General features: G+C 72.2%; 26 protein-coding genes and 1 tRNA gene. 18 read left to right on the plus strand and 9 right to left on the minus strand.

The annotated features are described in order from the left end of the window. The first annotated feature begins 87 nt into the window (after positions 1-87). The 3 genes from pstC to pstB are packed head-to-tail and all read left to right on the plus strand — an operon-like array spanning position 88 to position 2,845. The gene (gene pstC, locus AOM02_RS02535) at positions 88-1,086 is read left to right on the plus strand and encodes a phosphate ABC transporter permease subunit PstC (RefSeq protein ID WP_062296338.1); all 999 of its coding nucleotides are present in this window, start codon (positions 88-90) and stop codon (positions 1,084-1,086) included. Next, on the plus strand, positions 1,086-2,048 hold the full coding sequence (gene pstA / locus AOM02_RS02540; protein WP_062296343.1) for a phosphate ABC transporter permease PstA: 963 nt from the start codon (positions 1,086-1,088) through the stop codon (positions 2,046-2,048). The genes pstC and pstA overlap by 1 nt, the downstream gene beginning before the upstream one ends. Positions 2,049-2,065: 17 nt before the next feature. After that, complete coding sequence (gene pstB / locus AOM02_RS02545) at positions 2,066-2,845, plus strand: phosphate ABC transporter ATP-binding protein PstB (protein WP_062296345.1); 780 nt, start codon at positions 2,066-2,068, stop codon at positions 2,843-2,845. 141 nt (positions 2,846-2,986) lie between these two features. Here the strand turns inward: pstB and AOM02_RS02550 are convergent, their stop codons facing one another. Further along, a complete protein-coding gene (locus tag AOM02_RS02550) occupies positions 2,987-3,448 on the minus strand; it encodes a hypothetical protein (RefSeq protein WP_062296347.1) in 462 nt (153 codons plus the stop codon). Between the two features lie 243 nt (positions 3,449-3,691). Here AOM02_RS02550 and AOM02_RS02555 point away from each other — a divergent pair, with 243 nt between their 5' ends. The 5 genes from AOM02_RS02555 (at position 3,692) to rlmB (ending at position 7,951) form a co-directional block, all read left to right on the plus strand. Then, positions 3,692-4,174, plus strand: coding sequence for a CarD family transcriptional regulator (locus AOM02_RS02555; RefSeq protein ID WP_062296348.1), 483 nt, complete (start codon positions 3,692-3,694; stop codon positions 4,172-4,174). Continuing rightward, positions 4,171-4,854, plus strand: a complete 684-nt coding sequence (locus tag AOM02_RS02560; RefSeq protein WP_062296349.1) for an IspD/TarI family cytidylyltransferase — start codon at positions 4,171-4,173, stop codon at positions 4,852-4,854. Before AOM02_RS02555 ends, AOM02_RS02560 begins: the two co-directional genes overlap by 4 nt. Beyond that, on the plus strand, positions 4,851-5,327 hold the full coding sequence (gene ispF, locus AOM02_RS02565) for a 2-C-methyl-D-erythritol 2,4-cyclodiphosphate synthase (RefSeq protein ID WP_062296350.1): 477 nt from the start codon (positions 4,851-4,853) through the stop codon (positions 5,325-5,327). Before AOM02_RS02560 ends, ispF begins: the two co-directional genes overlap by 4 nt. Before the next feature lie 76 nt (positions 5,328-5,403). Continuing rightward, on the plus strand, positions 5,404-6,828 hold the full coding sequence (cysS, locus tag AOM02_RS02570) for a cysteine--tRNA ligase (protein WP_062296351.1): 1,425 nt from the start codon (positions 5,404-5,406) through the stop codon (positions 6,826-6,828). A 160-nt stretch (positions 6,829-6,988) separates the two neighbouring features. Beyond that, positions 6,989-7,951 (plus strand): 23S rRNA (guanosine(2251)-2'-O)-methyltransferase RlmB, encoded by a 963-nt coding sequence (gene rlmB, locus AOM02_RS02575; RefSeq protein ID WP_062296352.1) that lies wholly within the window; start codon positions 6,989-6,991, stop codon positions 7,949-7,951. A 118-nt stretch (positions 7,952-8,069) separates the two neighbouring features. Here the strand turns inward: rlmB and AOM02_RS02580 are convergent, their stop codons facing one another. Both AOM02_RS02580 and AOM02_RS02585 read right to left on the minus strand, forming a co-directional pair. Continuing rightward, on the minus strand, positions 8,070-9,557 hold the full coding sequence (locus tag AOM02_RS02580; protein ID WP_369344142.1) for a DUF4032 domain-containing protein: 1,488 nt from the start codon (positions 9,555-9,557) through the stop codon (positions 8,070-8,072). A 231-nt stretch (positions 9,558-9,788) separates the two neighbouring features. Then, positions 9,789-10,952, minus strand: coding sequence for an ABC transporter ATP-binding protein (locus AOM02_RS02585; RefSeq protein ID WP_062296353.1), 1,164 nt, complete (start codon positions 10,950-10,952; stop codon positions 9,789-9,791). A 209-nt stretch (positions 10,953-11,161) separates the two neighbouring features. On the opposite strand from AOM02_RS02585, the gene AOM02_RS02590 reads away from it, so the two are divergent. The 4 genes from AOM02_RS02590 (at position 11,162) to AOM02_RS02605 (ending at position 14,419) form a co-directional block, all read left to right on the plus strand. Continuing rightward, complete coding sequence (locus tag AOM02_RS02590; protein ID WP_062296355.1) at positions 11,162-12,757, plus strand: serine/threonine-protein kinase; 1,596 nt, start codon at positions 11,162-11,164, stop codon at positions 12,755-12,757. 114 nt (positions 12,758-12,871) lie between these two features. Next, positions 12,872-13,381, plus strand: a complete 510-nt coding sequence (locus AOM02_RS02595) for a MauE/DoxX family redox-associated membrane protein (protein WP_062296357.1) — start codon at positions 12,872-12,874, stop codon at positions 13,379-13,381. 51 nt (positions 13,382-13,432) lie between these two features. Beyond that, positions 13,433-14,242: a DsbA family protein gene (locus AOM02_RS02600; protein WP_062296359.1), complete on the plus strand. Its 810-nt coding sequence runs from the start codon at positions 13,433-13,435 to the stop codon at positions 14,240-14,242. Between the two features lie 101 nt (positions 14,243-14,343). Further along, a tRNA-Thr gene (locus AOM02_RS02605) sits at positions 14,344-14,419 on the plus strand. 27 nt (positions 14,420-14,446) lie between these two features. On the opposite strand, the gene AOM02_RS02610 is transcribed toward AOM02_RS02605, so the two are convergent. Next, complete coding sequence (locus AOM02_RS02610; protein ID WP_062296361.1) at positions 14,447-15,133, minus strand: uracil-DNA glycosylase; 687 nt, start codon at positions 15,131-15,133, stop codon at positions 14,447-14,449. Positions 15,134-15,266: 133 nt separating this feature from the next. Here AOM02_RS02610 and AOM02_RS02615 point away from each other — a divergent pair, with 133 nt between their 5' ends. The 3 genes from AOM02_RS02615 to groL all read left to right on the plus strand — a co-directional run bounded on the left by AOM02_RS02615 (position 15,267) and on the right by groL (position 18,023). Further along, positions 15,267-15,545: a DUF3263 domain-containing protein gene (locus tag AOM02_RS02615; RefSeq protein ID WP_062296363.1), complete on the plus strand. Its 279-nt coding sequence runs from the start codon at positions 15,267-15,269 to the stop codon at positions 15,543-15,545. Positions 15,546-15,568: 23 nt separating this feature from the next. Next, positions 15,569-16,174 carry a LytR C-terminal domain-containing protein gene (locus tag AOM02_RS02620; RefSeq protein WP_156156052.1) on the plus strand — a complete coding sequence of 202 codons (606 nt, stop codon included), beginning with the start codon at positions 15,569-15,571 and terminating at the stop codon, positions 16,172-16,174. Between the two features lie 220 nt (positions 16,175-16,394). Beyond that, entirely contained in the window at positions 16,395-18,023 is a 1,629-nt protein-coding gene (groL, locus tag AOM02_RS02625) for a chaperonin GroEL (RefSeq protein WP_062296367.1), read from the plus strand. A 233-nt stretch (positions 18,024-18,256) separates the two neighbouring features. On the opposite strand, the gene AOM02_RS02630 is transcribed toward groL, so the two are convergent. The 3 genes from AOM02_RS02630 to AOM02_RS02640 all read right to left on the minus strand — a co-directional run bounded on the left by AOM02_RS02630 (position 18,257) and on the right by AOM02_RS02640 (position 19,623). Continuing rightward, a complete protein-coding gene (locus AOM02_RS02630; RefSeq protein WP_062296369.1) occupies positions 18,257-18,526 on the minus strand; it encodes a DUF4031 domain-containing protein in 270 nt (89 codons plus the stop codon). Between the two features lie 16 nt (positions 18,527-18,542). Then, a complete protein-coding gene (locus AOM02_RS02635) occupies positions 18,543-18,830 on the minus strand; it encodes a WXG100 family type VII secretion target (RefSeq protein ID WP_062296371.1) in 288 nt (95 codons plus the stop codon). Between the two features lie 82 nt (positions 18,831-18,912). Then, a complete protein-coding gene (locus tag AOM02_RS02640; protein WP_082100394.1) occupies positions 18,913-19,623 on the minus strand; it encodes an HD domain-containing protein in 711 nt (236 codons plus the stop codon). Positions 19,624-19,872: 249 nt separating this feature from the next. Here AOM02_RS02640 and AOM02_RS02645 point away from each other — a divergent pair, with 249 nt between their 5' ends. Genes AOM02_RS02645 through AOM02_RS02655 form a run of 3 tightly spaced genes read left to right on the plus strand, consistent with a single transcriptional unit; the run spans position 19,873 to position 22,479 of the window. Further along, positions 19,873-20,253 carry a cold-shock protein gene (locus AOM02_RS02645; protein WP_062296375.1) on the plus strand — a complete coding sequence of 127 codons (381 nt, stop codon included), beginning with the start codon at positions 19,873-19,875 and terminating at the stop codon, positions 20,251-20,253. Then, positions 20,253-21,278 carry a DUF3027 domain-containing protein gene (locus tag AOM02_RS02650; RefSeq protein WP_062296377.1) on the plus strand — a complete coding sequence of 342 codons (1,026 nt, stop codon included), beginning with the start codon at positions 20,253-20,255 and terminating at the stop codon, positions 21,276-21,278. Before AOM02_RS02645 ends, AOM02_RS02650 begins: the two co-directional genes overlap by 1 nt. Before the next feature lie 28 nt (positions 21,279-21,306). Next, positions 21,307-22,479: an MFS transporter gene (locus AOM02_RS02655; RefSeq protein WP_062296379.1), complete on the plus strand. Its 1,173-nt coding sequence runs from the start codon at positions 21,307-21,309 to the stop codon at positions 22,477-22,479. Here AOM02_RS02655 and AOM02_RS02660 read toward each other — a convergent pair. Further along, the gene (locus AOM02_RS02660) at positions 22,476-23,273 is read right to left on the minus strand and encodes a CAP domain-containing protein (RefSeq protein WP_062296381.1); all 798 of its coding nucleotides are present in this window, start codon (positions 23,271-23,273) and stop codon (positions 22,476-22,478) included. The genes AOM02_RS02655 and AOM02_RS02660 overlap by 4 nt on opposite strands. Continuing rightward, entirely contained in the window at positions 23,270-24,394 is a 1,125-nt protein-coding gene (serC, locus tag AOM02_RS02665; protein WP_062296383.1) for a phosphoserine transaminase, read from the minus strand. The genes AOM02_RS02660 and serC overlap by 4 nt, the downstream gene beginning before the upstream one ends. Positions 24,395-24,399: the final 5 nt, after the last annotated feature.

Consider the following 24,399-nt stretch of genomic DNA (forward strand, 5'->3'; position numbering starts at 1 on the left):
AGGACCTAGAGGTGGTGGGCCCGCCCTCGACGGGTGGGCCCACCACCTTGCCCATTACGATGGGCGACAACCAAGGGAGACCCGCGAGTGACCACCACACAGCAGTCGCCAGAGACTGAGCCCGCGAGCGACTACGGCACCCATCCGGGCGCCGCGGCGAACCACTTCTTCAAGTGGCTGTCCACCGGCGCCGGCCTGCTGATCCTCATCACCCTCGCCGCCGTGGCGACCTTCCTCCTCGAGGAGGCGTGGCCCGCGATCTCGCTGTCGGCGGCCGAGCTCGGCGAGAAGGTCTCGTTCATCAAGCCCGAGGACGGCCAGAGCCTCCTCGAGATCGTCGGCTTCCTCGTCTACGGCACGGTGCTGATCTCGGTGATCGCGCTGCTGCTCGCGACGCCCGTGTCCATCGGCATCGCGCTGTTCATCTCGCACTTCGCCCCGCGCCGCCTCGCGCAGGGCCTGGGCTACCTCATCGACCTCCTCGCCGCCGTGCCGTCCGTGGTCTACGGCCTGTGGGGCGTCGCGGTGCTGGTGCCCTTCCTGCAGCCGTTCTACCAATGGCTCGCCGACTACTTCGGGTGGATCCCGATCTTCGCCGCGCCCGAGTCCGGCGAGGTCTTCACCGGCCGCGTGGCCCTGTCCGCGGGCATCGTGCTCGCGATCATGGTGATCCCGATCATCTCCGCGGTCTCCCGCGAGGTCTTCCTGCAGACGCCCAAGCTGCACGAGGAGGCCGCGCTCGCCATGGGCGCGACCCGCTGGGAGATGATCCGCATGGCGGTCTTCCCGTTCGGCCGCTCCGGCATGATCGGCGCCACGATGCTCGGTCTGGGCCGCGCGCTCGGCGAGACCATGGCCGTGCTGATGATCATCAGCCCCGGGCTCACGTTCTCGCCGTACATCCTGCAGCCGAACCAGCACAACACCATCGCGGCGTACATCGCCCTGCAGTTCCCCGAGGCCAACGCGCTCGGCGTGAACTCGCTCATCGCGATGGGTCTCGCGCTGTTCGTGATCACCCTGCTCGTCAACATGCTCGCCCGCTGGGTCGTGTCCCGCCGCAGCGAGTTCTCGGGAGCCAACTGATGACCACCGTCACCACCGCCGCGCCGCTCGGCCAGCTGTCGCGGTCGCGCCGCATGAAGAACATGGGCATGACCGCGGTGATCTACGGCGCGTTCGCGCTCGCGGTCATCCCGCTCATCTGGCTCGCCGTCACGGTCATCGTCAACGGCATGGACCGCTTCTTCATCTCGAACGAGCAGGGCCTCGACGCCGGCTTCAACCTCGAGTTCCTCCAGCAGAGCATGCGCGGCGTGTTCGGCTCCGAGGCGCCGTACGGCGGCATCCTGCACGCGATCTGGGGCACCGTCCTCATGACCATCGCGGCGACCGTCATCTCGGTGCCGATCGGCCTGCTCACCTCGATCTACCTGGTCGAGTACGGCAGCGGCATGCTCAAGCGGGCCATCACGTTCTTCGTCGACGTGATGACGGGCATCCCGTCCATCGTCGCGGGCCTGTTCGCCTACTCGCTGTTCGCGATCATCATGGGGCCGGGCACCAAGCTCGGCATCGTCGGCGCCGTGGCGCTGTCCGTGCTGATGATCCCGGTCGTGGTGCGCTCCTCGGAGGAGATGCTGCGCCTCGTCCCGAACGAGCTGCGCGAGGCGTCCTACGCGCTCGGCGTGCCCAAGTGGCTGACGGTCCTCAAGGTCGTCGTCCGCACGGCGATCGCCGGCATCACCACGGGTGTCACCCTCGCGATCGCCCGCGTCATCGGCGAGACCGCCCCGCTGCTCGTCGCGGTGGGCGTCACCGACTCGATGAACTTCAACCTCTTCGACGGCCGCATGATGTCGCTGCCGGTGTACATCATCTCGGAGTACGAGAAGGGCGTCCTGCCCTGCAACACCGACACCTGCATCGGCGAGATCACCCAGTACCGCGCCTGGGGCGCCGCGCTGGTCCTCATCCTGATCGTCATGGCGCTGAACCTCATCGCGCGCCTCATCGCTCGCTACTTCTCCCCCAAGACCGGCCGCTAGCCAGAACCGGAGCACCTGTGTCCAAGCGCATCGACGTCAACAACCTCAACGTCTACTACTCCAACTTCCTTGCGGTGGAGGACGTGTCGCTGTCGATCGAGCCCAAGTCCGTCACGGCGTTCATCGGCCCCTCGGGCTGCGGCAAGTCGACCTTCCTGCGCACGCTCAACCGCATGCACGAGGTCATCCCCGGCGCCCGCGTCGAGGGCGAGGTCCTCATGGACGGCGTCAACCTCTACGCCGACAGCGTCGACCCCGTGACGGTCCGCCGCCACGTCGGCATGGTCTTCCAGCGCCCCAACCCGTTCCCCACGATGTCGATCGCGGAGAACGTGCTCGCGGGCGTGAAGCTCAACAACAAGCGCATCTCGCGCTCTGACGCGGACGACCTCGTCGAGTCCTCGCTGCGCGGCGCGAACCTGTGGGAGGAGGTCAAGGACCGCCTCGACAAGCCCGGCTCCTCGCTCTCCGGCGGACAGCAGCAGCGTCTGTGCATCGCCCGCGCGATCGCGATCAAGCCCGACGTGCTCCTCATGGACGAGCCCTGCTCGGCGCTCGACCCGATCTCGACGCTCGCGATCGAGGACCTCATCCAGGAGCTCAAGAACGACTACACGATCGTCATCGTGACCCACAACATGCAGCAGGCGGCGCGCGTGTCCGACCGCACCGCGTTCTTCAACATCGCGGGCACCGGCAAGCCGGGCAAGCTCATCGAGATGAACGACACCCCGACGATGTTCTCGACGCCGTCGGAGAAGGCCACCGAGGACTACATCTCGGGCCGCTTCGGTTGATCCGCCGCTGAGGCGACCGGACAGGGGGACGATGCGCACGCATCGTCCCCCTTCCTGTTGCCCGCGCACAGACGCGAACGCCGCATCGTCCCGGTGGACGATGCGGCGTCGGGTGCGGCTCCCGCGGGGAGCGCGCGAAGGCTAGAGCGAGTCGAGCTCGACCGCGTACTCGACGAGCGTGCCGTCCAGCACGGGCACGAACTCGGAGACCTGGCCGGCCTCCTCGGTCTGGACGGTGATCTCCTGGAGCGAGCCGGGCGCCGCGGTCGAGGTGCCGGTGATGTGCGTCTCGCCCTCCTCGCCGCCGAGCTTGACGACCGCGCCGGCGGGCACGTCCACGGTGACGATGCCGGTGCCGTCGATCGAGGCCGCGACCTGCACGTCCTCGGAGCCGGAGTTGTAGAACGAGCCGATGAGCACCGCGGGGGAGTCGACCTCCTCGGTGATGACGAGCAGGTTCAGGCCCGTCACGTCACCGAACTCGATGCTGATGCCGTCCGACGCGTCGTACGCGTCCTGCGTCGTGATGGGGTTGACGGCGGAGCAGCCGGCGGCCACGAGGGCGAGCGCGGCGAGCGGGAGCAGGCGAACGGGGTGCTTCACGGCGGGGACCTTTCCGGGGTGACGTCACTGGAAGGATAGTGGCTCCCCGTGACGCGCGGCCACCGAGCGCGGGCGCCGTTCCGGCTAGGTCCTAGGACCGTCCTGCGCGGCCTTTTGTGTCACGTGGTGCCGCCAAAACGCCTCCGCGGGGACCAACGGCCCGCTGCCAGGCAAGATGCGCCTGTTATTGGGGAAATGCCAAATGGTAGAATAGAACTCCGTCGAGAAGGGGATTACTCCACCATGAACTTCGTCGTTGGCGAGACCGTCGTCTACCCCCACCATGGGGCGGCCCAGATCCAGGACATCAAGAAGCGCATCATCCGGGGTGAGGAGAAGACCTACCTCAAGCTCAAGGTAGCGCAGGGTGACCTGACCATCGAGGTGCCGGCCGAGAACGTCGACCTGGTGGGAGTCCGCGACGTCGTCGACCAGGCGGGTCTCGAGAAGGTGTTCGGCGTGCTGCGCGAGCCCTACATCGAGGAGCCCACCAACTGGTCGCGCCGCTACAAGGCCAACGTCGAGAAGCTCGCCTCGGGCGACGTCATCCGCGTGGCCGAGGTCGTCCGCGACCTGTCCCGCCGCGACACCGACAAGGGCCTCTCCGCCGGCGAGAAGCGCATGCTGCACAAGGCGCGCCAGATCCTCGTCTCGGAGCTCGCCCTCGCCGAGAAGTGCGACGAGGAGGCCGCCGAGGCCCGTCTCGACGAGGTCCTCGCCTCGTGACCGTCGCGGCCGTCGTCACGGCCGCGGGCTACGGGACCCGGCTCGGGTCCGACCTTCCCAAGGCGCTCGTCGCCGTGGCGGGCATCCCGCTCGTCGCGCACGCCGTGCGCCGCATCGCGCGCGTCGCCACCCAGGTGGTGGTGACCGCGCCCCCCACCCATCTCGACGCGTTCGCGCGCGCCCTCGACGGACTGGAGGCGCGCATCGTCCCGGGCGCCGGCACGCGCCAGGAGTCGGTGAGCGCCGGCCTGGCCGCGCTGATGCTCGCGCCCGAGGACATCGTGCTCGTGCACGATGCGGCGCGCGCCTTCCAGCCCGTGCCCACCATGCGCGCCGTCGTCGCCGCGATCGAGGCGGGCGCGGACGGCGCGATCCCCGTGGTGCCCGTGGTCGACACGCTCGTGACCGCGCCCGGCCCCGACGGAGCGCTCGGCGAACCCGTCGACCGGACCCTGTTCCGGGCGGTGCAGACCCCGCAAGCCTTCCGCGCCGCGGTGCTGCTCGACGCGCACGAGCGGGGCGGCTCGTCCGCGACCGACGACGCGACGCTCGCCCGCACGCTCGGGTACCGCGTGGTCGCGACCGAGGGGCACGAGCGCGGCGTCAAGATCACCCACGCCGGCGACCTCGCGCTCGCCGAGCACATCGCGGCACTGTCCGCGGAAGAGGAGATGGTGTGAACCTGCCCCGCACCGGGATCGGCGTCGACGTCCACGCGTTCGGCGGCTCGCGGCCGTTGATGGTCGCCGGCCTCGAGTGGCCGGGGGAGCCCGGGCTCGAGGGCCACTCCGACGCCGATGTCGCCGCGCACGCCGCGTGCGACGCGCTGCTGTCCGCCGCCGGGCTGGGCGACCTCGGGTCGAACTTCGGCACCTCGCGCCCCGAGTGGGCGGGCGCCGCGGGCGTCGCGCTGCTCGCCGAGAGCGCGCGGCTGGTGCGCGCGGCCGGGTTCGAGATCGGCAACGTCGCGGTCCAGGTGATCGGCAACCGGCCCAAGCTCGCGCCCCGTCGCGCGGAGGCCGAGGCGGCCCTGTCGGAGGCGTGCGGCGCCCCCGTGACCGTCGCCGGCACCACCACCGACGGGCTGGGCCTCACCGGCAGGGGCGAGGGCGTCGCGGCCATCGCGACCGCGCTGATCGTCGCCTCCTCCTGAGGCTCACCACGGGGCGATGCTGGAGGTCGGGACCACCGCATCGTGCCTGCACGCACCTGACCGGTAGCCTGGGCGCGTGACACTCCGCCTGTATGACACCGCCACCCGCGACGAGCGCGTCTTCGAGCCGCTCAGCCCCGGGAAGGTGGGCATCTACCTGTGCGGACCCACGGTGCAGAGCGCGCCGCACGTGGGCCACCTGCGCAGCGCCGTCGCGTTCGACGTGCTGCAGCGCTGGCTCGAGCGTTCCGGCTACCAGGTGACCCTGGTGCGCAACGTCACCGACATCGACGACAAGACCCTGGTCAAGGCCGCCGAGGCCGGCTGGGACTGGTGGGCGTGGGCGCTCCGCCACGAGCGCGAGTTCCAGGCCGCGTACGCCGCGGTGGGCGTGCGCCCGCCGGCCGCCGAGCCGCGCGCGACCGGCCACATCCCCGAGATCATCGCGCTGATCGCGCGCCTGATCGAGCGCGGGTACGCGTACGAGAACGGGGGCTCGGTGTACTTCGACGTACGCTCGTACCCGCACTACGGCGCGCTCACCCGCCAGGCCCTCGACGACCTCTCGCCCGCGCAGGACTCTCCCTCCGAGGAGAAGCGCGACGTCCACGACTTCGCGCTGTGGAAGGCCCGCAAGGACGACGAGCCCGGCACCGCCTCGTGGGACTCCCCGTGGGGCCCGGGGCGTCCGGGCTGGCACATCGAGTGCTCCGCGATGGCGCAGCGCTACCTGGGCGACGCCTTCGACATCCACGGCGGCGGTCTGGACCTGCGCTTCCCGCACCACGAGAACGAGCAGGCGCAGTCGCACGCCGCGGGCTACGGCTTCGCGCACCTGTGGATGCACTCGGCGTGGGTGACGCAGTCGGGCGCGAAGATGTCGAAGTCGCTGGGCAACGGGCTGCTCGTGTCCGAGGTGCTCGCGCAGCACGAGCCGGCCGCGCTGCGCCTCGCGCTCGCGGCCGTGCACTACCGGTCGATGCTCGAGTACTCGCCGCAGACCCTCGACGAGGCGTCCGCGCAGTGGGGCCGCTTCCAGGGCTTCGTCGCGCGCGCGTCGGAGAAGGTGGGCGCGCCGTCCGCGGCCGACGTCGCGACGGCGGAGCTGCCCGCCGCGTTCGTCGAGGCCATGGACGACGACCTGGGCGTGCCCCGCGCGCTCGCGGTGATCCACGAGACCGTCCGTGCCGGCAACGCCGCGCTGACGGCGGGGGACGACCAGGCGGTCGCCGTGGCGCTGCTCGCGGCGCGCGCGATGCTGGACGTGCTCGGCCTGGACCCGGCCGCTCCCGAGTGGGCGACCGAGAAGGCCGGCGCCTCGACCGCCGCGATGGCCGCGCTGGACTTCCTGGTGAAGGCCGACATCGAGGCGCGCGCCACCGCGCGTGCCGAGAAGGACTGGGCGACCGCGGACGCGATCCGCGACCGCCTGGCCGGCGCCGGGATCGTCATCGCGGACGCCGCCGACGGCGCGCGCTGGTCGCTCGCCAGCGAGGGCTGACCGCCTGGAGCGAGCACCCCTCCACACGAACTGAGCGCTCCTCCACACATCCAGCCCGATGTGAACGGGCACACGGCCGGATCGGGTGTTCGGCGCATCGTCCCGTGTGGAGAGGCGCACGGGGAGTCGGTCCCGTCCTGCGCCGTTTACCCTTGTAGGCATGGCTGGTAACTCGAAGCGCCGCGGCGCGACCCGGAACGCGGGATCCAAGAAGGGCGCATCCGTCGGCACCGGCGGCCACGGCCGCAAGGCGCTCGAGGGCAAGGGCCCGACCCCCAAGGCGGAGGACCGGCCGTACCACAAGGCGCACAAGGCGAAGGTGCGCGCCGAGAAGGAGGCCGCCAAGCGCCCGCAGAAGGGCGTCAAGGCGACCCCGCGCGACCGCACGTCGGCCGCGTCCGACCTCGTCGTGGGCCGCAACAGCGTGCTCGAGGCCCTCCGCGAGGGCATGAAGGCCACGCAGCTGAGCGTCTTCAACCGCATCGACGCCGACGACCGCGTCACCGAGATCGTCTCGCTCGCCGTCGAGCAGGGCCTCACCGTCCGCGAGGTCACCAAGGCGACGCTCGACGCGATCTCCGACGGCTCGCCCCACCAGGGCGTCGCGCTCGAGGTGCCGCCGTACGAGTACGCGCACCCGCAGGACCTGCTCGAGGCGCCCGCCCCGGTGCGGATCGTCGCGCTCGACGGCATCCAGGACCCGCGCAACCTCGGCGCGATCGTGCGCTCGGCCGCCGCGTTCGGCGCGTCCGGCGCGCTCATCCCCGAGCGCCGCGCGGCCGGCATGACCGTCGCCGCGTGGAAGGTGTCCGCAGGCGCCGCGTCGCGCCTGCCCGTGGCACGCGCGACCAACATGGTCCGCACGCTCGAGGACTACAAGAAGGCCGGCTGCTTCGTGCTGGGCCTCGCCGGCGACGGCGAGGTCGACCTCCACGAGTCGAGCCTGCTCGACGGGCCGCTCGTGATCGTGGTCGGCGCCGAGGGCCAGGGCCTGTCCCGCCTGGTGCGCGAGACCTGCGACCAGGTCGTGTCGATCCCGATCGCCGCGTCCACCGAGAGCCTCAACGCCTCGGTCGCGGCCTCGATCGCGCTCTACGAGGCGTCGAAGGCGCTCTCCGCGTAGCCGTCCCCGCGGTTCGCTCCGCACGGTTCCAGCTCCGACACGCCGCGCGCGGAGGCACGATGCGCCGGTCGCCCCGGCGTGTCGCGCCTCGTTCCGTGCGGAGCGAAGCGGTGCGGACCTAGAAGCCGGCCTCCTCGGCGGCGGCGACCTCGTCCTCCTCGGCCTCGGACGCATCGGCCGCGCGCCGGTTGCGCTCCTCGATCTCGCCCGACAGCGGCGAGCGCTCGGGCGCGGCGATGCGGGTGGTGGCGCGGCGCACGGTCGGCGGCGGCTCGGTGCCGGGCTCGGGCGAGGGCACCTCGCCCCACGCGTACGTGTTGTCGTTCTCGAACGGGTCGCGCTTCTCGAACTCGGTGCCCACCTCGTCGGTGAGCGCGGGCAGCTCGGCGGTCATCTCCGCGATGGAGCGGCCGAGCACGGCGCGCTCGTCGGGGCGCAGCGGCAGCACGTTCTTCACGTACGAGGCGGTCGCGACCGGCATCGGCACGTCCTTGCCCGCGGACTCGGCGAGGTACCAGCGGTGGTCGAGCACCTCGTGGAAGACCTGCGCCGGCTCGAGCTTGCCGCGCAGGTCGCGCGGCACGGCCCGGACGGTCGGCTCGAAGATCGCGGTGAGCCACTCGTGCGCGGCGAATGCCTCGTCGTCGTAGCTGCCGGCGCGCACCGCGCGGAACTCGTCGAGGTCGTTGAGCAGGCGTCGCGCCTGGTTCTCCTGCACGTCCAGGCCGGTGAGGCGCATGAGGCGGCGGGAGTGGAAGCCGGCGTCCACGACCTTCGGTCGGATGCGCAGGCCCTGCCCGTCGGGGGTGGAGAGCATGTCGAGCTCGCCCACGTCGAAGCCGAGCTCGTTGAGCTCGCGCACGCGCTCCGCGACCTTGAACGGGACGTTCTCGCCGAAGATCTCGGTCTCGGTGAGCGCGGCCCACAGCTTCGCGTACTTCGACTCGAGGCGCTCGCCGATCTTGAACGGGTCGATGCCCTCGTCGAGGTCCTCGTTGGCCTGCAGGTCGAGGATCTCGCCGATGATGTTGGTCGTCGCGATCTCGAGGTCGTAGGACCGCTGGCCGTCGGTGAGGGTGGCGTGCAGGTCGCCGGTCTCGGCATCCACGAGGTACGCGGAGAACTCGGAGGCGTCGCGACGGAACAGCGCGTTCGACAGCGACACGTCACCCCAGTAGAAGCCGTTGAGGTGCAGGCGCACCAGCAGGACGGACAGCGCGTCGATCAGGCGGTTGAGCGTGCCCTTGCGCAGCGCGGTCGAGAACAGCGCGCGGTACGGGAGGGAGAACGCCAGGTGCTCGGTCACGAGCGCCGCGGACAGCTCCTCACCCGTCGGGGTCTTGCGCTGTGTCACCACGGCGACGGCGTGCACGCACGGCGTCTCCATGCGCTCGAGCTCGCGCAGCATCTGGAACTCGCGGTAGGCGATCTCGCGGTTGGTCTCCTTGACGGCGAGGACGTTGGCCCCGTGGCGGACGAACCTCACCACGTGGCGCGAGAGGCCGCGCGGCAGCGCGGCGATGCGGTCCTCGGGCCAGGCGGAGAGGGGGATGTCCCACGGGAGCTCCATCAGCGCCGGATCGGCGGCCCCGGTGATGTGCGGCATGGGTCCAGCGTATCGAGAGGCGCCCGGGACCCGTGGCGGCAGGTGCGCCTCTCCACACAGAATCTGCATCTCTCCACCAGCCACCAGGGACGATGCGCGGAGAACGTTCGCCTGGATCGTTTCAGAGCCGCGCGTGTGTGGAGAGGCGCACGGGGCGCATCGTCCCCGGGAACGCCGAAGGGGGCGGCCCCGGCGTGAACCGGGACCGCCCCCTTCGGGAAGCGGTGAGGCTTACTTCGCGAGCGTGCGCGACGCGTCGGTGTGGACCGCGTGCGTCGAGATGCGCTGCTGCGTGGCGGCCGAGAAGACGTGCTGCTCGCCCGGGCGGATGGTGACCCAGATGGTGTCGCCCTTCGCGGGGACGTCGCGCGGGTCGACGCGGACGATGCCCTCGCCGGAGCCGCCCACCGAGACCTCGGAGGCCGTGGCCAGCGGGGTCGGGATGGTGCCGTAGACGAACGCGTCCGAGCCGAGCTCCTCGACGACGTTGACCTCGACCGGGAACGCGCCCGGCGTGTTCGGGGCGACGCGGTCGAGCGACTCCGGGCGGAAGCCCAGGATGACGTCGCCCTTGTCGGCCTCGGTCATGTTGGCGACGGTGTCGCGCTCGAGCTGCACCTTCGAGTCGCCGACGAGCGCGTAGCCGTCCTCGACGCGGAAGGTCGACAGGTTCATGGCCGGCGAGCCGATGAAGCCCGCGACGAACACGTTCTGCGGGGTGTCGTACATCTCGCGCGGCGTGCCGACCTGCTGGAGGAGGCCGTCCTTGAGGACCGCGATGCGGTCACCCATGGTGAGGGCCTCGACCTGGTCGTGGGTCACGTAGACGGTGGTGGTGCCCAGGCGACGCTGCAGCGCGGCGATCTGCGTACGCGTCTGGACGCGGAGCTTGGCGTCGAGGTTCGACAGCGGCTCGTCCATGAGGAACACCTGCGGCTGGCGGACGATCGCACGACCCATGGCGACACGCTGACGCTGACCACCCGAGAGGGCCTTCGGCTTGCGGTCGAGGTACTCGGTGAGGTCCAGGATCTTCGCGGCGGCCTCGACGCGCTCGCGGATCGTGGCCTTGTCGACCTTGGCGATCTTGAGCGCGAAGCCCATGTTGTCCGCGACGGTCATGTGCGGGTACAGCGCGTAGGACTGGAACACCATCGCGATGTCGCGGTCCTTGGGCTGGACGTGGGTGACGTCGCGGTCGCCCACGTAGATCGCACCCTTGTCGACGTCCTCGAGGCCCGCGAGCATGCGGAGCGAGGTGGACTTTCCGCAACCGGAGGGACCGACGAGGACGAGGAACTCGCCGTCGGCGATCTGGAGGTCGAGCTGGTCGACTGCCGGGCGCTCGGTGCCGGGGTAGATCCTCGACGCCTTGTCATAAGTAACGGTGGCCATGGCCAGTATTTCCCTTCACCGGCAGGTACGTGCCGGACGATCCGTTGTGAAGAGTGCCGCTGTGGTGTCCACTTTGACACTGCCGGGTTCTGTCCGGCCCGCCCATACTCTCACACCCCGACCGGGACCTGGGACCCCCTCCCGCCCCGGTGCCCGCGCATCCTCCCGAAGGGCCCTGGTGGGGACGATGCGCCCGGTAGGTTGAGGACATGGCCGGGCTTCAGCGCGAGGTGGGTGACATCGTCGGCGGCTACCGCGTGCTCGGGCGGCTGGGCTCCGGCGGCTCGGGATCGGTGTACCGGGTGGCCGACGAGGCGGGGCACGAGGCGGCCCTCAAGCTCGTCGACGCGCGCCAGGACGAGGTGGCCGCCGCGCGGCTCGCGCGCGAGGTGCGCGCCCTCCAGTCGCTGCGCCACCCCGCGGTCCCGCACATCCTCGACGCCGAGCTCGACGAGGACGAGACGTTCGTCGTCTTCGAGCTCGTCCGCGGCGAGACCCTCTTCGACCACGTGCAGCAGCACGGGCCTCTCAAGGGCGACGCGCTCGCGGCGTTCGCGGACCGCACCGCCTCCGCGCTCGAGGCGGTCCACGCGGCCGGAGTGGTGCACCGCGACGTCACGCCGTCGAACGTGATGATGAGCCCCGAGGGCCCGGTCCTCATCGACTTCGGGCTCGCGCACCGCTCGGACGACGCGCGCCTCACGCGCGAGGGCCTCGTGAGCGGCACCCCCGGCTATGTCGCGCCCGAGGTGATCGACGGCGCCGAGCCCGGCACGCAGGCCGACCGCTGGTCCTGGGCCGCGACCGTCGCATTCGCGATGGCGGGGCGCGGTCCGTTCGGCTCCGGCTCCGGGGCGATCGGGCGGACGCTCGAGGACGACGTCACCCTGCCCGACGTGCCGGGCGCGCCCGCGCTGCGCGCCGCGCTCGGCCGCGACGTCAAGGCGCGCCCGGGCATGCGCGACGTGGTCGCGGCGCTGCGCGGCGCCACCGTCGCGATGCCGGCGCTGCCGCCCACCGCGGTCGCGCCCACCGGCCTCATGGCCGAGGGCTGGGAGGACCCCGACGCCACGGCGGTCCTGCCCAGCGGCGAGCAGTCGCTCCCCACGGCCTACGGGGACGATGCGGAGCACCACTGGGTCGAGGACCTCCCGTGGGAGGAGGACGGCGAGGACGAGCACCACCTCGACGAGGAGCCCGAGGTCTGCCCGGTCGCGCCGCGGCGCAGGCTCCTGCTCGGGCTCGCGGCGCTCGTGGTGGTCGCCGCCGCTCCGCTCGCGCCCACCCTGTCGTTCCTCGTGATGGCGGGCGTCGCGATCCTCGCGCGCGGGGTGTGGCGCCGCAGCGTCGCGATCCAGGCCGCCGAGGTCAGGCGCGGCCGCCGCCGCACCTCCGACACCGTGGTGCAGACCATCGGCCTGCCGTGGCACACGCTGCGCGCCGCCGCCGAGGCGGTGCCGGCCATCCTCACCTCGGCCGCGCTCGGCATCGGCGTCGGCGCCGGGGCATGGTGGCTCGTGTCATCGGGCAACGTCGTCGGCGCATCGTCCGACGCCCAGTACTACGGTCACGCCGGCGCGCTCGCGCTCGGTGCGCTGGTCGCGGTCGTCGCGATGGCCTACGGGCCCTTCATGTCGGGCACGCGCGAGGGCGCGCACCGGATGGCCGCCGCGGTCTCGCCCACGGGCGGGCTGCGCGCCGCGTGGACGCTCGTCGCGCTCACCGCGATCCTGGTCGCCGCGATCGGGATCTACGTGCAGCTCGCGCCATGGTGGTGGCCGCTGCCGGACCTCGCGATCGGTTGATCCGGCACCTGCCAGGAGGTCCGCGGAACACGACGCCGCCTCGGGACGTTGGGCGGGCATGCTGCCCGCGGCACGGGCGGTACCGTGAGCGTGATCGAAGCGAGGAGGGTGGCGATGAGCACCGAGGCCGTCGAGACGGGCACCGAGGCGCCCACGGGGCGCTGGACGACCGTGCAGCCATGGCTGAGCCTCGTGGTTAGGGTCGCCATGGCGGTGATCCTCATCGCCGCCGCGGTCCCGAAGATGCTGGACATCCCGCAGTCGATCATCGCGGTGCGCGCGTACCGGATCCTGCCCGAGGCGGTCGTGCCGCTCGTGGGCACGATGCTGCCGTTCCTCGAGCTCCTGCTCGCCGCCTTCCTGCTGGCGGGCCTCTTCACGCGTCTCTCGGCGATCGTGTGGCTCGTGATGATGGCCGCGTTCATGACCGGCGTGATCTGGGCGTGGGCCCACGGGCTCAGCATCGACTGCGGCTGCTTCGGCGGCGGCGGCGACGTGGCCGAGGGCACCACCAACTACCCGCTGCACATGCTCGAGCGCACGGGCTTCGTCGTGCTGGGCACGTATCTGCTCATCTGGCCCCGCTCGAAGTTCTCGGCCGACGCGTGGATGCGGGCCGCGTGACGCGCATCGTCTAGATTTCTGCTGACCCCGTCGAACCAACCCTGGAGACCCATGTCCGCCAAGAACACCAAGGGCGACGCGCGCGCGGCCGCCAAGGCCAAGGCGCAGGCGCAGGTGCGCGCCCAGGAGCGCCGCACCACCATGATGATCATCGCGGGCTCCGTGGTGGGCCTCGCGCTGTTCGCGGGCCTCATCTTCTTCATCGTCAACCAGAGCAAGGTGCCCGAGCTCGGCGCTGACGGCGCGGTCGCCCCCGCGGCCGCGGACGCGACCGGCGGCATCCCGGTGGGCACCGGCGGCGTGGTCGGCGAGGACGTCCCCACCGACGCGCCCCGCGTCGACGTCTACCTCGACTTCATGTGCCCCATCTGCGGCACCTTCGAGGCGATCAACTCCGACGACCTCGACACGCTGCGCGAGTCCGGCGACATCTCGCTGTACTACCACCCGATCTCGATCCTCGACCGCTTCAGCTCCGGCACCGAGTTCTCGACCCGCTCGGCCGGCGCGGCCGGCGTGATCGCCGACCAGGCTCCGGAGTACTTCTCCGACTTCGTCGCGACCATGTTCGCGAACCAGCCTGAGGAGAACACCACCGGCCTGAGCGACGACGAGATCGCGGACCTCGCGACCCTCGTGGGCGTCCCGGACGACGTCGTCGCGAACCTCGACGACACCGACTTCAAGAAGTGGGCCACCGCCGCGACCGAGCAGGCGTCCGTCGACGGCATGCAGGGCACCCCGACGGTGCGCGTGTCGGCCTCGGGCGACTTCGCGGACGGCGAGATCCTCGACCCGAACGAGGTCTCCTACTTCACCGAGGGCGCGCTCAAGGCGTACCTCGAGGGCCTGGGCTCCTAGCCCTCCCGGCCGGACGCGCGAGCGCCGCATCGTCCCTCACGGGCGGTGCGGCGCTCGTGCGTCCGGCGCCCGGCGGCCGCCCGGTATCCTGGCCGCCGCAGGCTGGCATGGCGCAATCGGTAGCGCAGCGCTCTTGTAAAGCGAAGGTTGCGGGTTCGAGTCCCGCTGCCAGCTCCACCTCCTCCCGCGCGCCGGGCGCGGGGCTCAGAACAGCGCGTCGCGCGCGGGCGTGCCCCAGCGGATCGGCTCCGCGCCCTGCTTGGCCAGCAGGGCGTTGACGCGCGAGAACGGCCGCGACCCGAAGAAGCCGCGCGACGCGCTCAGCGGGCTCGGGTGCGCGCTCTCGACGCGCGGCACGTCCCCGAGCAGCGGCCCCAGCGCCCGCGCGTCGTTGCCCCACAGGATCGCGACCAGCGGTCCGCCGCGCGCGGCCAGCGCCTCGATCGCGAGCCGCGTCACGTCCTCCCAGCCGCGGCGGCGGTGCGAGCCCGCCTCCCCGGGCCGCACGGTGAGCACGCGGTTGAGCAGCATCACGCCCTGCTCGTGCCACGGGCTGAGGTCGCCCGAGGTCAGCTCCTCGCCGGTGTCCTCCCGCAGCTCGCGCGCGACGTTGACGAGCGAGCGCGGCATCGGGTGCCCCGGCGGCACCGAGAAGCTCAGCCCCACAGGGTCGCCCGGCGTCGGGTACGGGTCCTGACCGACGAGCAGCACGCGCACGTCCGCGAGCGGCAGGGTGAAGGCCCGCAGGACCGCGTCGGGCTCCGGCAGGTAGCCGCGCCCCGCCGCGACCTCGTCGCGCAGGAACGCGTCGAGCCCGGCGAGGGTCGGCGCCGCGGGCGCGAGGGCCTCGGCCCAGTCGGGGGCCACCCGGGTGCGCCACGCATCGTCCACGCCGCCACCCTAGCGACGGGACGATGCGCGGGCCGGGCCCCGTCCGCCGCCGGCCCCGTGCGGGCCGCCGCGCGCCTGTCCGGATAGCCCCGTACGCGCGGTTAGGGTGGTGCCCACCACGAGAGGGGGACGGATGGACGCCGGTGCCGCTGCGGCGGTCGAGCAGACCGCGCTGAGCGAGCGCGACGCCGCCATCCTGTCCTTCGAGCGCGGCTGGTGGCGCTTCGCGGGGGCCAAGGAGGACGCCATCCGCGACGGCTTCGGCCTCACCGCGACGCAGTACTACCAGGTGCTCAACTCGCTCATCGACGACCCCGCGGCGCTCGCCCACGATCCGGTGCTGGTGCAGCGCCTGCGCCGCATGCGCGCGACGCGTGGCCGCGGCCGCGCGACCGGCTCCGGGAACGCGTGACCGCTGACCGATAAGGTATGCCCGTGACCGACGAGTATCCGCGAGACGAGTTCGACGAGATCGCCGAGAGCGGCGGCCCCGTGGGCGTGCACCGAGCACCCCGCCCGTGGTGGACGATCATCGTCGTCCCGGTGGTCGTCTTCGTCGCCGCCGGGCTCCTCGCGTTCGGCCTCGCGCAGTTCCTCTGGGACACCGGCAGCGGGTCCGAGGCCTCGGCCTCGCCGTCCGCCTCCGCGTCGGCCTCCGCCGAGCCCAGCGCCTCCGCGTCCGCCTCCCCGAGCGCGTCCGCCTCGGCGAGCGCCGAGCCCAGCGAGTCGGCCACGCCCGAGCCCAGCGAGACCGCGGAGCCCGAGCCGGTCATCGACTACGACGCCCCGACCGCGGTGCTCAACGGCACCGGCGTCTCGGGCCTCGCGGGCGAGAAGGCCACGATCCTCACCGACGCCGGCTTCACCGACGTCTCCGCCGCGAACCTCACGGCCCGCCCGTCCGCGAACGTCGTGATCTACGACAGCGAGGAGCGCGCCGACACGGCCCAGGAGGTCGCGGACCTGCTCGGCATCGACACGGTCGAGTTCGGCGACACCGAGACGCTCGCCGACATCGAGGTCCAGATCGTCTCCCAGTAGGGGACGATGCGCGCCACGCCGTCGGCGAACACCGTCCACGGCGTTTGCACTCGACGGGGGAGAGTGCCAGAATCGGCGTTAGCACTCGCCCGGTGTGAGTGCTAAGAGACCTAGGGTTCTCCGCCGAGGTGCGGGGCACGGCGTGACAGGAACGCCGGGCTCCGCATCGTCCGTCGCGGGCGGTGGGGGACCGTCATCCATCGGAAGAGGTACTACCCCCATGGCAAAGATCATTGCCTTCGATGAGGAGGCCCGCCGCGGCATGGAGCGGGGCATGAACGCCCTCGCCGACGCCGTCAAGGTCACTCTTGGACCCAAGGGTCGCAACGTCGTGCTCGAGAAGAAGTGGGGCGCCCCCACCATCACGAACGACGGCGTCTCCATCGCCAAGGAGATCGAGCTCGACGAGCCGTTCGAGAAGATCGGTGCGGAGCTCGTCAAGGAGGTCGCCAAGAAGACCGACGACGTCGCGGGTGACGGCACCACCACCGCGACCGTGCTCGCCCAGGCGCTCGTGCAGCAGGGTCTGCGCAACGTCGCCGCCGGCGCGAACCCGATCGCCCTCAAGAAGGGCATCGAGAAGGCCGTCGAGGCCGTGACCGCCGAGCTGCTCAAGGCGGCCAAGGAGGTCGAGACCAAGGACGAGATCGCCGCGACCGCGGGCATCTCGGCCGGCGACCCCGCGATCGGTGAGCTCATCGCCGAGGCGATGGACAAGGTCGGCAAGGAGGGTGTCATCACCGTCGAGGAGTCCTCGGCTCTGGGCCTCGAGCTCGAGCTGACCGAGGGCATGCGCTTCGACAAGGGCTTCCTCTCGGCCTACTTCGTCACCGACCCGGAGCGCCAGGAGGCCGTCCTCGAGGACGCGTACATCCTGCTCGTCGAGTCGAAGATCGGCTCCGTCAAGGACCTCGTCCCGGTGCTCGAGAAGGTCATGCAGACCGGCAAGCCCCTCGCGATCATCGCGGAGGACGTCGAGTCCGAGGCCCTCGCGACCCTGGTCGTCAACAAGATCCGCGGCACGTTCAAGGCCGTCGCCGTCAAGGCGCCCGGCTTCGGCGACCGCCGCAAGGCGATGCTGCAGGACATGGCGATCCTCACCGGCGGTACCGTCATCTCGGAGTCGGTCGGCCTCTCGCTCGACAACGCGGGCCTCGAGCTCCTCGGTCAGGCGCGCAAGGTCGTCGTGACCAAGGACGAGACCACCATCGTCGAGGGTGCCGGTTCGGAGGAGCAGCTCCAGGGCCGCGTCCGCCAGATCCGTGCCGAGATCGACAACTCCGACTCGGACTACGACCGCGAGAAGCTCCAGGAGCGCCTCGCCAAGCTCGCCGGCGGCGTCGCCGTCATCAAGGCCGGCGCGGCCACCGAGGTCGAGCTCAAGGAGCGCAAGCACCGCATCGAGGACGCCGTCCGCAACGCGAAGGCCGCCGTCGAGGAGGGCATCGTCGCCGGTGGTGGCGTGGCCCTCATCCAGGCCGGCACCACCGCGTTCGAGGGTCTCGCGCTCGAGGGTGACGAGGCCACCGGTGCCCGCATCGTCGAGGCCGCGATCACCGCGCCGCTGCGCCAGATCGCGATCAACGCCGGCCTCGAGGGCGGCGTCGTCGTGGAGAAGGTCAAGGGCCTCCCGGTCCACTTCGGCCTCAACGCCGCGACCGGCGAGTACGTCGACCTGCTCGCCGCGGGCGTCAACGACCCGGTCAAGGTCACCCGCTCGGCGCTGCAGAACGCCGCGTCGATCGCGGCGCTGTTCCTCACCACCGAGGCCGTCGTCGCCGACAAGCCCGAGCCCGAGCCGGCCATGCCGGCCGGTGGCGCCCCCGACATGGGCGGCATGGGCTTCTAAGCCCTGCTCGAGCTTCGCAGAAGCCAGCGCGAAGGCCCCGCTCCCGGTTCGCCGGGGGCGGGGCCTTCGTCGTGCGCGGGGACGATGCGGCGGGTGGCCCAACACGCGGCTCGCGCGCAAGTCACACATCTGACGCCCGGTGATCGCGCGTCACGCGGGGATCCGCGCCCACGGGTCGTCAGATGTGTGACTTGCGGTCGGGCGGGGCGGGGGTGGGTGCTCGCAGCCCCGCGCTACCCGGCGCGCCGCTGGGCCGCCGTCACCCGCAGCCCGGAGGCGCGGAGCCGCCGCACGAGGTCGCGCGTCGACACCTCGACCGCCCCAAGCCCCACGAGCTGCGCGCGCCGCTCCTCGGGGTAGTCGTAGTGGTCGCGGTCGAAGGCCCGCGGCGGGATCCCGGCACGCGCGGCGAACGCGTGCAGCTCCTCGAGCGACTCGTCCGAGACGAGGTGCCCCCAGATGCGCCCGTGGTTGGGCCACAGCGGGGGGTCGATGAGGATCACACCCCGAGCGTAGGCCTCACCGTGCGAACAGCCGCGACGCGGTCGCCTCCGCCTCCTCGTAGGACCGCGCGGCGTGCGCGAGCGCCGTCGTGATGGCGTCGAGCGCGGACTCGACGTGGGTCTGCGCGCCGCGCCACTGCTCGCGCACGTCCGCGAAGGCCGCGGCCGCGGAGCCCTGCCACGTGGAGTCGAGCGCGATGAGCTCGGCCATGAGGGCCGCGACCTCCGCGCGGATCGCGTCGGCGGAGCGTCCCGCGCGGGCGGAGGCGGCCGAGACCTCGGCCGCGTCGACGTGATACTGCATGGTTCCTCCTCGTTGGGTGTGGACCGAGGCTAGGCAGGCGGCGTCGACGCCGGCCCGCGGCACGGAGGGACCGGGGGAGGGATCAGCTCGCGTCGGCGGTCGGGGACATCGCCGCGATCTTCTTGTCGAGGCGCGCGGCCTCGGCGGCGAGGTTCTGGCGCGCCTGCGACTCCCACGTCGCGCCGAGCGGCGTCGTGTACAGGCGATTGCGCGCGAGCAGCTTGCCGACGATCGCGCGGCGGCTGCGCAGGAACCGGTCGTCCGGCACCGACGCGTACTCCTCGCGCACGTCCGCGAGGTAGGTCTTGTAGCGCTGCGGGTCCGCAGCGAGGATCGCGAGGTCCGCGTCCGACAGCACCTGCGCGTCCGGGGTGTCCGGCGTCGCCGAGTGGCGCGACAGACCCTTCACCATCTCCGCGACGGCGTCGATCTTCACGTCGGGCACGCCCAGGTCGCGCAGCTCGAGGCGGGCGAACTCCGCGCTGGCGTCCTCGTCCTCGCCGCCGCGCTGCGCGTACGCCGCCTCGGAGTCCGAGGAGAACACGGCGCCGTGGTACCACGCGGCGAGGCGCACGCAGTGGGGGAGGCGGGTCTCCTGCTGGAGCTCGTCGACGCGCGTGAGCAGCTCGACGAGGTGGCGGACGTCGTGAAACCGGCGGTCGGGGTTCTGCCACCGGCGGAGCAGCCGTGCGCCCGCCTCGGCGATCTCATCCTCGGGTGCGGCAGCCCCCACCGCGACCGCCTCGCGGACGAAGGCGGGCAGCAACCATGCCGGCGTCGTGGCCGTGGACATCTTCACCTCGACTGGTTTCGGGGACTCCCAACCCCTCCAGTCTGCCCACAACACCCCGCCCCGCGCAAAGAACCTTCGCGCGCGTCCCACGACTCGCGCATCGTCCTCGTGTGAACGCACCTCAAACGGCGCATCGTCCCGCGGCACGATGCGCCCGCCCGGGCGTGCGCCGGGGCCCGGCGTCGCAGGGTCCGGCTAGAATCGATCGGGGCACCGAACCGCGGTGCCCGCATGACGAACGAGGTAGATGTGCCCACTGGAAAGGTGAAGTGGTTCGACTCCGACAAGGGGTTCGGATTCATCGCGAGCGAGGACGGCTCGGAGGTCTTCCTCCACGCTTCGGCCCTGCCCGCCGGCACCACCGTGAAGCCGGGCGCGAAGGTCGACTACTCGGTGGCGGACGGCCGCCGCGGTCCCTCCGCCCTCAACGTCACCGTGCTCGAGCCGGCGCCGTCCGTCGCGGCGAACCAGCGCAAGCCCGCCGAGCAGATGACCGTGATCGTCGAGGACCTCATCAAGATGCTCGACGGCGTGTCCAACACGCTCCGCAAGGGCCGCTACCCGGAGCCCGCCAAGGCCAAGCCCGTCGCCGCCGTGCTGCGCGCCGTCGCGGACCAGCTGGACGTCTGATGGCCAAGGACGCCGTGCTCGTCGAGGCCGTCGAGACCGCCCGCGACGCCGCCGTGGAGACGGCCGGCGACGAGGCGCTCGTCGGCGACCACCTCCGCGCCGTCATCGAGGAGGACCGCCTCGTCACGCACCTGTTCGCGTGCACGATGCCCGGCTACCGCGGCTGGGTCTGGTCCGTTACCGTCGCGCGCGCCCCGCGCCAGAAGGCCGCGACCGTGTGCGAGGCGCACCTCGTGCCCGCGGACGATGCGCTGCTCGCCCCGGCCTGGGTGCCGTGGGCCGACCGCGTGCGCCCCGGGGACCTCGAGCCCTCGATGGTGCTGCCGTACATCCCCGACGACGCGCGCCTGGTGCAGGGCTTCGAGTCCGCCGGCGACGAGGACGAGGACCGGCTCGCGAACTGGGAGCTCGGCCTGGGCCGGCCGCGCGTGCTCGGCCCCGACGGCCGCGCCGACGTCGCCGACCGCTGGTACCGCGGCTCGCACGGCCCCACCGCCGCGTCCGCGATCGCGTCGGCCTCGCCGTGCTCGACCTGCGCGTTCTTCATCCCGCTCGCGGGCTCGATGCGCATGCGCTTCGGCGCGTGCTCGAACGAGTGGTCGCCGGACGACGGCCGCGTCGTGAGCGTCGACCACGGCTGCGGCGCCCACTCCGAGACCGACATCGAGCGCGGCGCCACGCAGTGGCCCGAGGTCGACCCGGTGTTCGAGAACGACGTCGCCGTCGAGATGGACCTCGCGCCGGAGCCCGAGCCCGAGCCCGAGGCCGAGGTTGCGGCTGAGCCCGCGGTGGACGCCGCGGACGCGCTGCAGGACGATGCGGCGGAGACCCCCGCCGAGGACGTCGCCGAGCCGGTCGCCGAGGGGGCCCCGGTCGAGGAGGCGCCCGCGGAGGAGCCCGTCGACGAGGCTCCTGTCGAGGAGGGCCCGGCGGACGAGACCGTCGCCGAGGAGGCTCCGGTGGACGAGGCTCCTGTCGAGGGGGCGCCGGCGGAGACCGACGCGGAGGAGCGCCAGGCTGACTGAGGCCGACGCCCCGGCGTCACGGAGACGGGTGGCGCGCGCCCTGGCGGCGCGCGTCTACGTCCCCACCTTCATCGCCGAGATCGGCATCGGCGCGATGCTGCCCGTGCTCGCGCTCAGCGTCATCGACATGGGCCACACGGCGGCCTTCGGCTCGCTCGCCGTGGTCGCCTACCAGCTGGGCCGCATGCCCGGCTCGGCGCTCGGCGGCGGTCTCGCCCACCGCATCGGCTCGGCGCACGCGGCGCTCGTCACGCTGGGCATCATCGCGGTCGGCTCGACCATCGCCGCGCTCGCGCCCGACCTCGCCGTGTTCATGGCCGGAGCGGTGCTCGTGGGACTGGGACACGCGTCGTACCACGTGGCCCGCCAGGACCAGATCCTCGGCGTCATCTCGTCGGGCTTCATCGCGCGCTCGCTGACCTCGCTCGCGGGCGTGTGGCGCATCTCGAACTTCGTGGGCCCGCTCATCGGCGCGGGCCTCATCGCGATCTGGGGCGTCGACGCGATCTACTGGCTCGGCGCCGCCTGCATCCTGCTGGCGATGGCCGTCCTGGCGGCCGTCGGCATGCGCGGCGACCGCCGCATCGTCCGGCCGGACCACCGCATCTCGCTCGCCGCGATGGCGCGCGAGCAGCGCCACGTTCTCAGCACGCTCGGTCTCACCGTCGTCGCGACCGGCGCGCTCCGCCAGGCCCGCATCGCGGTCATCCCGCTGTGGGCCACGCACGTCGGGCTCAGCCCCGAGGTCGCGACGCTCGTCTTCTCGATCTCCGCGGGGATCGACATGCTCCTCTTCTACCCGGCCGGGCTCACCATGGACCGCCGCGGGCGGCTGTGGACCGCGATCCCGTCCTCGATCCTCCTCGCCGCGGGCTTCATCGCGCTGCCGTTCACGGACGGCGTCGCGCAGGTCACCGCGGCCGCGCTCATCCTCGGCATCGGGAACGGGTGGGGGTCGGGCCTCATCATGACGCTCGGTGCGGACGTCGCGCCCGAGCGCGGTCGGTCCGTCTTCACCGGTATCTGGATGATCCTCCAGGACATCGGCGGGCTCGCGGGGCCGGCGCTCGTGTCGCTCGGCGCGGTGATCGCGCTACCGGTGGGCTTCTTCGCGGTGGGCGGCATCGGGCTCGCGACCACCGGCGGCTTCCTCGCGTGGGTGCCGCGCACGCGGCCGGCCCACCAGCACGAGATCGACTAGCGGAAGTTCTCCGTCGCGTACCAGGTGGTGCCGTCGGAGGTGACGGCGGCGCCGGCGCCCATCTGCGTGTACGCGGGGTTCATGAGGTTGGCGCAGTGGCCGGGCGAGTAGACCCAGCCGCCGTGCAGCTTGCCCATCGCGCTCGACTCGGTGAGGCCCGTCGAGCGGTAGACGACGCCCACGTTCTCGGCGCCCGGACGGTTGGGGTTGTGCGCGAGCGCGTCCGCGAGGGCGGCGGTGCCGGAGTCCTGCGCGGCCATCTGCCGCGACCAGCCCGTCGCCGCGGCCGCGAGGTCCGAGGACCACGTGAGCGGGGCGATGCCCAGCTTCGCGCGCTCGGCGTTCGTCGCGGCCAGGAGCCCGCTCACGCTCGAGGCGGAGGACGGCGCCTGCGGGTTCGCGCAGTAGGAGGTGAAGCTCACGCTCGGCGCGGCGGCCGGGGCGGCCTGCGTCGAGGTCGTGGTCGAGGGGGCGCTCACGGTCGCAGGGGACGATGCGGGGGCGGCCACGGGCTCGGGCTCCGGCGGGGGCGGGGGGACCGTCACGGACACGGGCCGCAGGTCGGAGACGTCCTCGGCGGAGCCGGAGGCCTGGATCGACGCGAGAGGCGCGGCCTCGATCGGGTCGGTCACGGGGGCGAGGTCCTGGGCGTAGGAGGCGGTGGCCGGCACGAACGTGTACGCCCCGGCCAGGGCGGTGGACGCCACGAGCACGGGCAGTCCACCGAGCAGGAGGGCGGGAGCGCGTCGACGGCGTCGGCGGGTGCGCTCCAGCACCTCCTGCGTCTCGGTCATGTCAGCAATCTCTCCACGAGGTAGTCCATGCACTGCACGAGCGACCCGACGTCCTCCGGATCCACGGCGGGGTAGACGCCCACGCGGACCTGGTTGCGGCCGAGCTTCCTGTACGGATCAATATCGACAACCCCTTGAGCGCGCAGGTGGCGGCGGAGCTCGGCGCTGTCGACCCGCGGGTCGAGGTCGATGGTGGCGACCACGGGCGAGCGCAGCGCGGGGTCGGCGACGAAGGGCGTCGCCCAGGACGTGCGCGCGGCCCACTCGTAGAGGGTCTGCGACGAGCGCGCCGAACGTCCCGCGGCGAACGCGAGGCCGCCGCCGGCGAGCATCCACTCCAGCTGCGCGCGCATCATCACGAGAGTCGCGACCGCGGGCGTGTTGAGGGTCTGCTCGAGGCGCGAGTTGTCGAGCGCGACCTTGAGCGACAGCGACTCCGGGATCCAGCGCCCGCTCGCGGCGATCTCCTCGATCCGCGCGATCGCGGCCGGCGACACGATCGCGAACCACAGGCCGCCGTCCGACGCGAAGCTCTTCTGCGGCGCGAAGTAGTAGACGTCCGTCTGCGCGATGTCGACCTCGATGCCACCCGCCGCGGACGTCGCGTCCACGACGGTGAGGGCGTCGCCGATCCCCTCCGGGCGCAGCACCGGCACCGCGACGCCCGTCGAGGTCTCGTTGTGCGGCCACGCGTAGACGTCGATGCCGTCCTCGGCCTCCGGCAGCACGGCCTCGCCGCCGGGGGCGGTACGGATGGACGATGCGCCGAGGTGGGGCGCGAGGTCCGTCGCCTTCGCGAACTTCGAGCCGAACTCGCCGAACGCGCAGTGCTGCGCGCGCCCCTGTACCAGGGAGAACGCGGCGGCGTCCCAGAACATCGTCGAGCCGCCGTTGCCGAGGATCACCTCGTGGCCCTCGGGCAGCGCGTAGAGCTCGCCGAGCATCGTCCTGATGTCCCGCACGAGGCCCTTGACCGGGGCCTGGCGGTGCGAGGTGCCGAGGACTCCCGGCTGGCTCTCCACCAGGGCCTTCACCTGCGCGTCGCTCACCTTGGAGGGACCCGAGCCGAAGCGCCCGTCGCGGGGCAGGAGGGCATCCGGGAGCGTGATGATGTCCGTCATGGCAT

Origin of the sequence: Demequina maris, assembly GCF_000971155.1 — a bacterium.
Taxonomy (GTDB): Bacteria; Actinomycetota; Actinomycetes; order Actinomycetales; family Demequinaceae; genus Demequina; species Demequina maris.

Excerpts from the sequence above, each read along its gene's own strand:
- pstA (WP_062296343.1), top strand. The coding sequence starts at position 1,086 with ATGACCACCGTCACCACCGCCGCGCCGCTCGGCCAGCTGTCGCGGTCG.
- AOM02_RS02555 (WP_062296348.1), top strand. The coding sequence starts at position 3,692 with ATGAACTTCGTCGTTGGCGAGACCGTCGTCTACCCCCACCATGGGGCG.
- rlmB (WP_062296352.1), top strand. The coding sequence starts at position 6,989 with ATGGCTGGTAACTCGAAGCGCCGCGGCGCGACCCGGAACGCGGGATCC.
- AOM02_RS02580 (WP_369344142.1), bottom strand. The coding sequence starts at position 9,557 with ATGCCGCACATCACCGGGGCCGCCGATCCGGCGCTGATGGAGCTCCCG.
- AOM02_RS02585 (WP_062296353.1), bottom strand. The coding sequence starts at position 10,952 with ATGGCCACCGTTACTTATGACAAGGCGTCGAGGATCTACCCCGGCACC.
- AOM02_RS02590 (WP_062296355.1), top strand. The coding sequence starts at position 11,162 with ATGGCCGGGCTTCAGCGCGAGGTGGGTGACATCGTCGGCGGCTACCGC.
- AOM02_RS02595 (WP_062296357.1), top strand. The coding sequence starts at position 12,872 with ATGAGCACCGAGGCCGTCGAGACGGGCACCGAGGCGCCCACGGGGCGC.
- AOM02_RS02600 (WP_062296359.1), top strand. The coding sequence starts at position 13,433 with ATGTCCGCCAAGAACACCAAGGGCGACGCGCGCGCGGCCGCCAAGGCC.
- AOM02_RS02615 (WP_062296363.1), top strand. The coding sequence starts at position 15,267 with ATGGACGCCGGTGCCGCTGCGGCGGTCGAGCAGACCGCGCTGAGCGAG.
- groL (WP_062296367.1), top strand. The coding sequence starts at position 16,395 with ATGGCAAAGATCATTGCCTTCGATGAGGAGGCCCGCCGCGGCATGGAG.
- AOM02_RS02635 (WP_062296371.1), bottom strand. The coding sequence starts at position 18,830 with ATGCAGTATCACGTCGACGCGGCCGAGGTCTCGGCCGCCTCCGCCCGC.
- AOM02_RS02640 (WP_082100394.1), bottom strand. The coding sequence starts at position 19,623 with ATGTCCACGGCCACGACGCCGGCATGGTTGCTGCCCGCCTTCGTCCGC.
- AOM02_RS02650 (WP_062296377.1), top strand. The coding sequence starts at position 20,253 with ATGGCCAAGGACGCCGTGCTCGTCGAGGCCGTCGAGACCGCCCGCGAC.
- AOM02_RS02660 (WP_062296381.1), bottom strand. The coding sequence starts at position 23,273 with ATGACCGAGACGCAGGAGGTGCTGGAGCGCACCCGCCGACGCCGTCGA.
- serC (WP_062296383.1), bottom strand. The coding sequence starts at position 24,394 with ATGACGGACATCATCACGCTCCCGGATGCCCTCCTGCCCCGCGACGGG.